The 12,495-nt window shown below is 32.5% G+C and carries 9 protein-coding genes; 3 read left to right on the top strand and 6 right to left on the bottom strand.

The window, feature by feature from the left end; all coding sequences use genetic code 11:
* Positions 1–553, bottom strand: a 553-nt coding sequence (locus tag ACO6OL_RS02445; protein ID WP_485501995.1) for a YSIRK-type signal peptide-containing protein, incomplete at its 3' end; no start/stop codon positions are given.
* A gap of 444 nt (positions 554–997) precedes the next feature.
* Positions 998–1,135, bottom strand: coding sequence for a hypothetical protein (locus ACO6OL_RS02440; RefSeq protein ID WP_485501994.1), 138 nt, complete (start codon positions 1,133–1,135; stop codon positions 998–1,000).
* Positions 1,136–1,798: 663 nt separating this feature from the next.
* Here ACO6OL_RS02440 and ACO6OL_RS02435 point away from each other — a divergent pair.
* The 3 genes from ACO6OL_RS02435 (at position 1,799) to ACO6OL_RS02425 (ending at position 8,039) form a co-directional block, all read left to right on the top strand.
* Complete coding sequence (locus tag ACO6OL_RS02435) at positions 1,799–2,647, top strand: 5'-nucleotidase, lipoprotein e(P4) family (protein ID WP_485501993.1); 849 nt, start codon at positions 1,799–1,801, stop codon at positions 2,645–2,647.
* A 209-nt stretch (positions 2,648–2,856) separates the two neighbouring features.
* Entirely contained in the window at positions 2,857–5,268 is a 2,412-nt protein-coding gene (locus ACO6OL_RS02430) for an amidase family protein (protein ID WP_485501992.1), read from the top strand.
* 224 nt (positions 5,269–5,492) lie between these two features.
* Positions 5,493–8,039: an amidase family protein gene (locus ACO6OL_RS02425; RefSeq protein WP_485501991.1), complete on the top strand. Its 2,547-nt coding sequence runs from the start codon at positions 5,493–5,495 to the stop codon at positions 8,037–8,039.
* 155 nt (positions 8,040–8,194) lie between these two features.
* On the opposite strand, the gene ACO6OL_RS02420 is transcribed toward ACO6OL_RS02425, so the two are convergent.
* The 4 genes from ACO6OL_RS02420 to atpA are packed head-to-tail and all read right to left on the bottom strand — an operon-like array spanning position 8,195 to position 12,487.
* A complete protein-coding gene (locus ACO6OL_RS02420) occupies positions 8,195–8,602 on the bottom strand; it encodes a F0F1 ATP synthase subunit epsilon (RefSeq protein ID WP_314160143.1) in 408 nt (135 codons plus the stop codon).
* Positions 8,603–8,622: 20 nt separating this feature from the next.
* Positions 8,623–10,038: a F0F1 ATP synthase subunit beta gene (gene atpD, locus ACO6OL_RS02415; protein ID WP_314160144.1), complete on the bottom strand. Its 1,416-nt coding sequence runs from the start codon at positions 10,036–10,038 to the stop codon at positions 8,623–8,625.
* A gap of 39 nt (positions 10,039–10,077) precedes the next feature.
* A complete protein-coding gene (gene atpG / locus ACO6OL_RS02410) occupies positions 10,078–10,950 on the bottom strand; it encodes an ATP synthase F1 subunit gamma (RefSeq protein ID WP_314160145.1) in 873 nt (290 codons plus the stop codon).
* 34 nt (positions 10,951–10,984) lie between these two features.
* A complete protein-coding gene (atpA, locus tag ACO6OL_RS02405; RefSeq protein WP_485501990.1) occupies positions 10,985–12,487 on the bottom strand; it encodes a F0F1 ATP synthase subunit alpha in 1,503 nt (500 codons plus the stop codon).
* Positions 12,488–12,495: the final 8 nt, after the last annotated feature.

The raw sequence follows: 12,495 nt of genomic DNA, 5'->3' as shown, positions 1-12,495 counted from the left end.
GTTGTTCCGGTTTCACCTCTGGTTTCGGCTGCTCTGGTTTCACCTCTGGTTTCGGCTGCTCTGGTTTTACTGATATTAGTTCTTCTTCCACATGATATTTAACATCTACCCTTAGGTTATTACCATCAATATTAATTGCTTGGGAAACATTTTTTTCTACTACTGCTGTATTAGGTAACGTTTTTTTACCATTTGCTATTAATTGTTTTATCGCTTCTAACTGATCTTTTGTTACTTCTTTTTGTATTTTTTCTCCTGCTTTTATACTAGCAATATGATAAGAGGTTACTCTAGTACCATTTAGCATTACATTTATATCTACATCTATTAGGTCTTTTGTAGCTGTTAATTCTACTTCTGCCCCTCCATTTTTTTCTATAATGCTTACCTTAATCTCCTTATTAACTTGCACCTCTATATTTTCTTTTGCTTTTAATACGTGCAGATTAGTTTGTGGTGATACCAATAAACTTGACGCTATCATTACTGATGCTGCTCCCATACTAAGTTTTCTTATTGAAAAAACTTCTTTTTTACCAAATATGTTTTTCATATATTTTCTCCTTAATTTATAATTTTTATTATATTTCACTGTTATGTTACACACTCAATAATACATCATAGTTTATAGGTTTTCAACCTCTACAAAACCATAAAAAGTCCATTTCAAAAACAAGTATTTTATATTTTTATCACGAATCCACCTGTAATATTACAATTAGACTCCAAACAAAATTACATTATTTATATATTTAGAAAAATAATAATTTTTCATCTCATACTATAAACAATTTCTATATTAAATTTAATTTTGTAATTATATTATTTTAAACTGTTCGAAATTAATCCATTAAAAAATAAAAATCTACTGTTAAAATTACTTAACAATAGATTTTTCACATTTATTTCAATTCATATGTTTTTTTCACAATCTCAATGTATTTTTCTCTATCCACTAATTGATGAAATTATACTCTTAACTTCATCCAAAAACAATTTAGACTCTAAACAAGTATTTCCCATTAATCCAAATCAAATCAATACTTCCATCATTTTTTCCTGCTTTATCTTCATTAATCATAAGATTCAAGACTTCATTGATGTTCATTCCATCACGTTTCACTTTAATTATCATAATTCTTTTGAATCATTGGAGCAAGCTCCTTGTCTACTCAATTATTAGTTAGTTCGCTTCCCCCTTATCCATAGAAGTTTACTGTAGTTCCTTTAAACTTTTCTTTTAATTGATCAAAACTTAAATCTTGAATCTGAGTAGATTCTGTACTTTACTTACTAGTTGGCAAACAAGCGGTTATCCGTAGAAATACTAATACTACTGTTAGCAATATATCACCATACTCAAATATTCTTTTCATAATATACTAATCTTTTCTTATTTTGTTGAGAAAACATTTTCTTTTCTCATACAATTATATGGTACAATAAACAATCAAATTTTATAATAAATAAAGTAACTATAAAGAATTAAATATATATATTTTTCCACTTTTCAGTTCTTTCTAAAATTTTTATTATTCTTTTTCAGTAATATTTCACTATTATTTATATGTTTTAGAATGTAAATAATTTTTTTTAAAATTCGCTGATTAATCCCCTAAAAAAATAATATTATTATTTTTATTTAATTATCATTTAATAAAGCGTTTTCTTAAATAACTTCTATTTTCTATAAAAAAATATTTAATTTATATATTCTTTTAAAATAATTTTACATTGAATTTTATATATTTATATCTTATACTTGTATATGTAGATAACAAAAGGAGCTATAAATATTATGAAAAATAAAAAACTTGTTATGACTATTTCTTCAGTATTAGCTACAGTTGTTCTTGCAACTGGATGTGCTCAAAAAACTGATGAAAAAAAAGAAGAAAATAAGAGTGGAGATAATAAAATAACTCTTACTTATGATCAACTTAGATCTAGAGAAAATACAATGGGATCATTATGGTATCAAAATGCTGCTGAAGTAGATGCATTATACCAACAAGGTTATAACGTTGCTACTAATAAACTAAAAGAGTTATTAAAACAACCTACTACTAAACCGTATTCTATCGTCCTTGATATTGATGAAACAGTATTAAGCAATATTCCATTCCAAGTAAAAATGGTTAAAGATGGAACTGCATTTAATCCAAAATTATGGGACGAGTGGGTTCAAAAAGCAGAAGCTACACCAGTAGCTGGAGCAAAAGAATTCTTACAATTTGCAGATAAAAACAAAGTTCAAATTTACTACATCTCAGATAGAACAGATGCTCAAGTAGATGCAACTATTAAAAACCTTGAAGCACAAGGATTACCTGTTCAAGGTCGCGATCACCTAATGTTCAAAAAAGAAGGTGACAAGTCTAAAGAAGGACGTCGTCAAGAAGTTTTAAAACATACTAACCTTGTCATGTTATTTGGGGATAACTTAGTCGACTTCGCTGAATTTTCTACTAAATCAGAAGCTGATAGAGATAAAATGTTCGAACAATTAAAAGCTGAGTTTGGTGATAAATTTATCATCTTCCCTAACCCTATGTACGGATCATGGGAATCTGCAGTATACAAAGGTGAGAAAAAAGATGGTAAAGGACAATCTGAAGCTCGTATGAATGCCTTAAAAGGATACTAATCTATAAAGAAAACTAGACTAATAAAATGAAAAAATATAGGTGTCTTAATATAATTATAAAAAAATATTATTAAGACACTTGTATTTTTTTATATTTTAATGAATTATTTTCTTGATTGATAATCATTATCGGAGTATAATCATAATTAGAAAGCTTTTTCAAGCTTCAATCATTTATTTAAATATTTATTTTAAAATAGGAGTTAAAAATGAAAAAAAATAATATTAAATACGTTCTTATACCAGCATTTGCTGCTGCAGCGTTATTCCCTGTTTTAGCTAACGATAATCAAGCAAAAGCTAATGATGATAAAGCTGTGACAACTTCAAATGTTAGTAAATCAGAAAATACTAGTGAAAAAGCAACAAATGTTCCTGCCACTAACAATGTCGCTGAAACAACACCTACTAATACTACAAATAATGTAAAACCTACACCTATAAATAACACTGAAGCAACTAACAACGCAAGCGTTGCAAGTAACGAAACTGTTAAACCAACAGTTCCATTGACTATTGCTGAATATAAACAAAAGAGCGCTTTAGAACTTGCTCAATTAATTCGTGAAAAAAAAGTTACTAGTACAGAACTTGTTGACTTAGCTTATAAAGTTATCGCAGAAGAAAATCCTAAATTAAATGCTGTTCTTACTACTGAAAATGGTAAAATACCTCACGCTATAGTTGAAGGAGCATATAGAACTGCTAAAGAAATTGACAATCGTATTAGCGCTGGTAAACTAGCTGCTAACCCTGTTGATTGGAAAGCACAACCTTTCTTAGGTGTCCCTGCTTTAATTAAAGGTCTTGATCAACTTAAAAATGGTGACTACACTAATGGTGTATATCTAAACAAAGGTAAAATTGCTGACGAAAGTGGTCCTGTAGCTAAAGAATTTGCTAAATTAGGTTTTGTTATCCTTGGTCAAACTAACTACCCTGAACTAGGTACTAGAAATATCACAGATTCTAAATTATTTGGACCTGCAGGTAACCCTTGGGATCCTAGTCGTAATACTGGAGGATCTTCAGGAGGAAGTGCTGGTGCTGTAGCTAGCGGTATGGTACCTATAGCTAGTGGTAGTGATGCTGGAGGATCTATCCGTATCCCTTCTTCATGGACTGGGCTTATTGGTTTAAAACCAACTGGTCACGTTGTTAAATTCCCTCTAGTGAAAACTATTGAAGATGCTAAAGCTTACTTTGAAAAAACTGAATTAAGCAAACCAAAAACATTAGTAGAACCACCAAAAGATTTGAAAAAATTAAAAATAGCCTACACTCTTAAAACTCCACTTAAAGATCTTGAATTAAGTGAAGTTGGTAAAAAAGCTATTCTAGAAACAGTAGACTTCCTAAGAAAAGAAGGATTTACTGTTGAAGAAGTTAAAGAATTCCCTATCGATGGATACGAAGGAATTAAAACATACACTGTAGGTGGTATTGGAGAAGAAAGTTATGTTGCTGCTGTCAAAAACGTAACAGAAGAAAACAAACGTCAATTAGATCCTACAACTTACGGATTAGGAACTTCTTCATATATGGAACCAAATGCAAACACTGATATTTCTTCAGTAAAACCATTATCTACATTTATAGATCAAATGAATGCATTTTATAAAAAATATGATTTATTCTTAGTTCCTACTAACGCAGTTACTGCACCATCTAATGATAAAAAAGTAGATCCATATATAGAGCCAGATATTGCAGAACAACTATATAATATTAATAAAATTAAAGATCCAAAAGAAAGATTTAATTTATTAACTAAACAATGGTTACCAATGACTAGACGTTCTCCATATACTTGGGTGTTTAACTTATCAGGAAATCCTGCGATTTCTCTACCAACGTATCTAAGCGATAAAAATCTACCATTCGGTGTAATGTTCGCAGCAAAAGACAATTCAGAAAAAGTTCTTTTAGAAATTGGTCAATACTTCCAAGACAGACATCAATTCAAAATGAATCCAGCTATTAGAAGTGCAAATGTTTCAGAAAATGGAAAATTACCAAACCTAGATATTAATAATATTACCCTAAAATCAAAAGATAATAATATCAGTGTTGATTTAAATTCAAAAGATGCTACAAACTTAACTTTATCAACTAAAGATATTACTAAAGATATAAACTTAGAAAACCTAAAAGATAAAGTTGTTGCTGATAACAATAACAATATTAATAACAAAGACCAAATCACATCTATTAGAGTTGTTGATTTAGAATTACAAAAAAATAATGAAAAAGTTGAACTTAATGCACCAAGAACAGTGAAAATTGCTTTACTTCAAAATGAACAAAACAAAGATATCTTTGTTTACCATATTAAACAGGATAATTCTATTGAATTTGTTCCTTCTAAAGTAACTAAAGATAGCCTACAATTTACTGTTGATCACTTCAGCAAATTCGCTATTGTTGCAAAAATCAAAACAGTTTTATCACCAAGTGAAAATGATAGAAATACTGCGGCACTTCAAGAAAAATCAAAATTATCAACTGAAACTCCTAAAACTCTTCCAAATACAGGAGAGAGTACAAATAACTTCCTATCAGCGATTGGGCTTTCATTCCTTGCATTAATAGGATTATTAAAACGCAGAAATAATAATTAAAAATAAGTTTATACGTAACTACGGTTAATTTAAATAATTAATCGTAGTTATTTTTCTTTGATAAATTTTCTCATCTATCTCTTTAATTTAATTTTTGACAATAGAAGATAAAGATATTTTTCATTTCATCAAATTATTTTCTTGATTGATAGTCAGTATCGGAGTATAATGAAATGTAGAAAGCTTTTCAAGGTTTTAACAATTATTTACAATAGGAGCTAAAAATGAAAAAAAATAAGATTAAATATGTACTTATACCTGCCTTTGCAGCTGCAACATTATTTCCAGTATTAGCTAATGACAATCAAGCTAAAGCTAGTGATGATAAAACTACTACATCTTCAAATGTAAGCAATACAGTTAGTTCTAGCGAAAAAACTACTGCTGTAAACAATACTGATAACAATGCTACTAATAATGCAGTTGTAACACCATCTACTAGTCCTGTTACTTCAGTTAATACTGTCGCACCGACTTCAAGTAACAATAAGTCAACAAACAGTACTAGTGTTGAAAACAAGGAAGTTGCTAAACCAACAATTCCATTCACTGTAGCTGAATATAAACAAAAAAGTGCTCTAGAACTTGCAAAACTAATTCATGAGAAAAAAGTTACTAGCACAGAGCTTGTTGATTTAGCTTACAAAGTTATTGCAGAAGAAAATCCTAAGTTAAATGCTGTACTTACTACAGAAAATGGTAAAATACCTCATGCTATTGTTGAAGAAGCATATAAAACTGCTAAAGAAATTGACAATCGTATTAGTGCTGGTAAACTAGCTGCTAATCCTATAAACTGGGAAGAACAACCATTCTTAGGTGTTCCGACTCTAATTAAAGGATTAGATGCTTTGAAAAACGGAGATGCTTCTTACGGAGTATATTTTAATAAAGGAAAAATCGCTGATAAAAGTGAAGCTGTGGCTAATGAATTCGCAAAACTTGGTTTTGTTATCCTTGGACAAACTAACTATCCTGAGCTAGGTACTAGAAATATCACAGATTCTAAATTATTTGGACCCACTGGTAACCCTTGGGATCCTAGTCGTAACACTGGAGGATCTTCAGGAGGAAGTGCTGGTGCTATAGCCAGTGGTATGGTAGCAATTGCGAGTGGTAGTGATGCTGGGGGGTCAATTCGTATTCCAGCTTCATGGACTGGGTTAATCGGTTTAAAACCAACTGGTCACATAGTATCATTCCCTTTGGCAAAAACTATCGAAGATGCTAAAACTTATTTTGATAAAACAAAAATTAGTAAACCAAAAAAACTAGTAGAAGTTCCTAAGGACTTAAAATCACTTAAAATTGCTTATTCATTAAAAACACCATTAAAAGATGTTGAATTAAGTGAAGATGGTAAAAAAGCAGTTCTTAAAGCTGTAGATTTTTTAAGAAAACAAGGCTTTACTGTCGAAGAAGTAAATGAATTCCCTATTGATGGCTATGAAGGTATTAGAACATATACAATAGGGGCAATTGGTAGCTGGTATACTGCTCCTGCAAAAGCCGCAACAGAAGAAAATAAACGTGATTTAGATCCCGCTACTTATGCATTAGGAACATCATCATATCAAGGAAAAACCGCAAACACTGATGTGTCTTCTGCTAAATCAGCTGCAATATATGCTAAGCAAATGAATGAATTCTATAAAAAATATGATTTATTCTTAATGGCTACTAATGCTGTGACAGCACCATCAAATGATAAAAAAGTAGACCCTTATGTTGATCCAAAAGTTGAAGAACAACTTTATAATATTAATAAGATTAAAGACCCAAAAGAGAGATTCAACCTACTTGTTAAACAATGGGAACCTATGATGAAAAGAACACCGTTTACATGGTTATTCAATTTAACAGGAAACCCAGCAATCTCATTACCTGTTTATAAGAGTGAAAATAACCTTCCTCTTGGAGTTATGTTTGCAGCTAAAAACAATTCAGAAAAAATACTTCTTGAAATGGGACAATTATTCCAAGATAACAATCAATTTGTAATGCACCCAAGCGTTAGAAACACAGTTGTTTCTGAAGATGGAAATAAAGTTAAAGAGAATGAATATGGTACAAAATATGAATATTCAGTTCCTTCTGATGCTCCTGTTGCTTCAGAACTACCAGAACTAAACATCAATAACAATACAGTCACTGTGACTATTAAATCAAAAGATAAAGATATAAGCGTTGATTTATACTCTACAGATAATAAAGATTTAACTTTATCTGCCAAAGATATCACTAAAAATGTAAACTTAGAAAATCTAAAAGATAAAGTTGTTGCAGATGCCAACAATAGTATTAAAGACAAAAAAGATATTACATCAATTAGAGTTGTAGATTTAGAATTACAAAAAGATAATAAAACAGTAAAAGTTGATGTTCCAAGAACAGTAAAAGTTGCTTTACTTCAAAATGAACAAAACAAAGATATACTTGTTTATCATATTAAAGAAGATAATTCTATTGAACTAATTCCTTCATTTGTAAATGAAAATAACCTACAGTTCACAGTTGATCACTTTAGTAAATTCGCAATTGTTGCTAAGATTAAAACAGCATTTGCTTCAAGTGAAAAAGATATTAATTCATCAGCTGTTCAAGAAGAGAAAAAATTCACAGTAATAGATACTAGAGGAGTAAACTCAACTCCTACTAATGCACCAAAAACTCTTCCAAAAACTGGTGAAACTACAGGTAAATCTCTAACTGCAATTGGACTATCACTTCTTGCTATAGTTGGATTATTAAAACGTAGAAAAAATAATTAATTAGAATAATATTATAACCTCGGAAATAAATTTCTATTATGAAACCTAAATTCCGAGGTTTTTTGTTTCTTTATAAATTTCAAAACATAATATGAAGTAATCTCAGTATATAATAAAAAAATGTAGTCCATAATAAATATGAACTACATTTCTTCTTATAATTGTTCAGCTACCTTCAGACGAGCACAAGCTTTAGCTAAAGCTAGTTCAGCACGTCTTACATCAAGACCTTCTTCTTTTTTAGCAAGACGATCTTCTGCACGTTGTAACGCTCTTTTAGCACGTTCAACATCGATATCTTTACCTAATTCTGCTGTTTGAACTATAATAGTTACTTCGCCTTTATGTGTTTCCACAAATCCTTCACTTACAGCTAGATACTCTTCTCGTCCATCAGGAAAATTCACTTTAAGAGGACCAATCTTTAATGACGCTACCATAGGAACATGGTTAGCCATTACACCAAGTTGTCCACTTGTAGTTCCCAATACAACCATAGAAGCTTCTTTTGCGCTATAAGCTTCTCCATTAGGAGTAACAATGCTTACACTTAAAGTATTCATTTATTTACCTCCTATTTGTATTATACTTCTACTCCTAGTTTACGAGCTTTTTCTAATACGTCTTCAATTCCACCAACTAGACGGAATGCATCTTCAGGAATATGGTCATATTTACCATCTAAAATTCCTTTGAATGCTTGTACTGATTCAGATACTGGTACGTATGAACCAGGTTGACCTGTGAATTGTTCAGCTACGTGGAAGTTTTGAGATAAGAAGAATTGAACACGACGTGCTCTATCAACTGTTTTCTTATCTTCATCACTTAATTCATCCATACCTAAGATGGCGATAATATCTTGTAATTCACGATATTTTTGAAGAGTTCTTTGAATTCTTGTCGCAACTTGATAGTGTTCTTCTCCTACGATTTCAGGAGCTAGTGCTCTTGATGTAGAAGCAAGTGGGTCAACTGCTGGGTAGATACCCATCTCTGTTAACGCACGCTCAAGGTTTGTTGTTGCATCTAAGTGAGCGAATGTTGTCGCTGGAGCCGGGTCAGTATAGTCATCGGCTGGTACGTAAATCGCTTGGATAGATGTAACAGAACCTTTTTTAGTAGATGTGATACGTTCTTGTAAACGCCCCATCTCTGTAGCAAGTGTTGGTTGGTAACCAACGGCTGATGGCATACGTCCTAATAACGCAGAAACCTCAGAACCTGCTTGTGTGAAACGGAAGATGTTATCGATGAATAGAAGCACGTCTTGTCCTTCTTCATCACGGAAGTATTCCGCCATTGTTAATCCTGTTAATGCTACACGCATACGAGCACCTGGTGGTTCGTTCATTTGTCCGAATACCATGGCTGTTTTGTTAATAACACCAGAATCTTTCATTTCATAGTATAAGTCATTTCCTTCACGAGTACGTTCACCTACACCTGTGAATACTGATAATCCACCGTGTTGTTGCGCAACGTTGTTGATAAGTTCTTGGATAAGAACCGTTTTACCAACTCCCGCACCACCGAAAAGACCGATTTTACCACCTTTAATATATGGTGCAAGTAAGTCGATAACTTTAATACCTGTTTCAAGAACCTCAACGTGAGTTGATAATTCTTCGAATGTTGGAGCTTCTTTGTGAATTGAATCTTTACGAACTTCTGCTCCTGCTTCTTCACCGTGGTCAACTGCTTCACCTAGTACGTTGAATACACGACCTAATGTATAGTTACCTACAGGAACCGCAATTGGTGCTCCTGTATCTACTACTTCTGCTCCCCTATTTAATCCATCAGTAGATGACATAGCGATTGTTCTTACTACGTTATCACCAATTTCTAGAGAAACTTCAAGAACTAATTTTTCTTTTTTCCCATCGCCTTTTTCTATATAAACTTCTAAAGCGTTTAATAGATTTGGCATATGCCCTGATTCGAATTTAACATCTACTACAGGTCCCATAACTTGGAGAATATAACCTTTATTCATATGTTGTATGCTAACTTAATAGCTTCTCCTTTCTCATTACTATTTTGTTGCTGCTGCTCCACTTACAATCTCTGTAATTTCTTGTGTAATTGCAGCTTGTCTTGCACGATTATATTTAATCGTAAGTGTATCAATAATATTTCCTGCATTATCAGTTGAATTTTTCATTGCTGTTTTTCTTGCAGAATGCTCACTAGCTTTACTATCTAATATACTTCCATAAATCATACTTTCAGCATATTGAGGTAGTATTACATCTAGTACAGCTGTCTCACCAGGCTCAAATTCGTATGCTCCTGTAGGCTGTTGCTCTTCAGAATTTGCGAATTTGTCTGTATTGTCAATAGGAAGAACTTTACTTTCAGTTACAACCTGTTGGATCATACTAACAAAGTGGTTATAATGTAGATAAATTTCATCGTATTCTTTATCAATAAAGTATCCTACTACTTTATTAGTAATTTGTTTAACCTGAGTGAAACTTGGCTCATCTGGTATATCTCTATAACTATCAACTACATTATAGCCATTTTTTCTAAAGAATTCTGCCCCATAATTACCTATAGCAACAATACCATACTCGCTATTAGCATGTCTTTCATTAACAGTATTAACAAAGTTTCTAATAACGTTTGAGTTGAATCCTCCACATAAACCACTATCACTAGTAATTACCACATAAAGAGTTTTCTTAGCTTCTCTTTTTTCTAACATCGGGTGTTTAATACTAGAACTTTTACCAAAAATTGTTCCCATCACCTCTTGCATTTTTTGCATATATGGATTAAATTTTTGTGTATTTGATTGTGCTTTTAAAAGCTTAGAAGTTGAAACCATCTCCATCGCTTTTGTAATATGACTAGTTTTCTTAGTAGAATTGATTTTGTTTTTTATATCTCTTAGTGACGCCAATTAGTTCACCACCTTTACTCTACTACTTATCATCTTAAGCAAAAGTTTTTTTGAATGCAGCGATTACTTCATCCATAACTTCTGTTGCTGGTAAGTCTTTTGTTTCAATAATGTGCTTAACTGCTTCATTTTCATGAGCATCTAAGTATGAATATAATTCTTGTTCAAATCTGTGAATATCTTTAACTTCTACATCATCTAAGAATCCGTGAGTTAAAGCATAAAGAATCATAACTTGTTTTTCTACTGGAATTGGTTTGTGTAAGTCTTGTTTTAAAACTTCAACTGTACGTTTACCACGTTCTAGTTTTTCACGAGTCGCTGGATCTAGGTCAGAACCAAATTGAGCAAAGCTTTCTAACTCACGGTAAGATGCTAAGTCAAGACGTAAAGTACCTGATACTTTTTTCATCGCTTTAATTTGCGCAGATCCCCCTACCCTAGATACTGAAAGTCCGGCGTTAATCGCTGGTCTAATACCTGAGAAGAATAAATCTGATTGTAAGAAGATTTGTCCATCTGTAATTGAAATTACGTTTGTTGGAATATATGCAGAGATATCACCTGCTTGAGTTTCTACGAATGGTAGTGCTGTGATACTTCCTCCACCGAAATCTTCATTTACACGAGCAGCACGCTCTAGAAGACGAGAGTGTAAGTAGAATACGTCCCCTGGGTATGCTTCACGACCTGGTGGTCGTTTTAATAGTAATGATAACTCACGGTAAGCTGCTGCTTGTTTAGATAAGTCATCATATACGATTACTACATCTTTACCATTAAACATGAATTCTTCTGCCATTGCAACCCCTGCATAAGGTGCGATGTAAAGAAGTGGTGCTGGTTGAGATGCTGATGCTGTTACTACGATAGTGTAGTCTAAAGCACCGTGTTCTTTAAGAGTTTCTACAACACTACGTACTGTAGATTCTTTTTGTCCTATTGCTACATAGATACAAATTACATCTTGTCCTTTTTGAGCTAAGATTGAGTCGATAGCAACTGCAGTTTTACCTGTTTGTCTGTCTCCGATAATAAGCTCACGTTGTCCACGACCGATAGGTACTAATGCGTCAATCGCTTTAATACCAGTTTGGAACGGAACTGATACTGATTTACGTCCCATAACCCCTACTGCTGGAGATTCGATTGGACGACGTTTTGTAGTGTTAACTGGTCCACGACCATCAACTGGTTGTCCTAATGGATCAACTACACGTCCAATTAATTCTTCACCTACAGGAACGTCCATAACACGTCCAGTACGACGAACTTCGTCTCCTTCTTTAATATCAGTAGTTGGACCTAAAATTACGATACCAACGTTTGTGTCTTCAAGGTTTTGAGCAAGCCCCATAACCCCAGTTTTAGTGAACTGTACAAGCTCACCACTCATTATTTCATTAAGACCGTATACACGAGCAATACCGTCCCCTACTTCTATAACTGTACCGACATCTGTTGACTTAACTTCAAACTGATAATTTTCTATTTGTGATTTTAGTAATGAACTAATTTCTTCAGCTTTAATAGCCATTTATGTCC

The organism is Gemella sp. (genome assembly GCF_057272915.1).
This window is presented reverse-complemented; position numbering and strand designations above follow the sequence as displayed.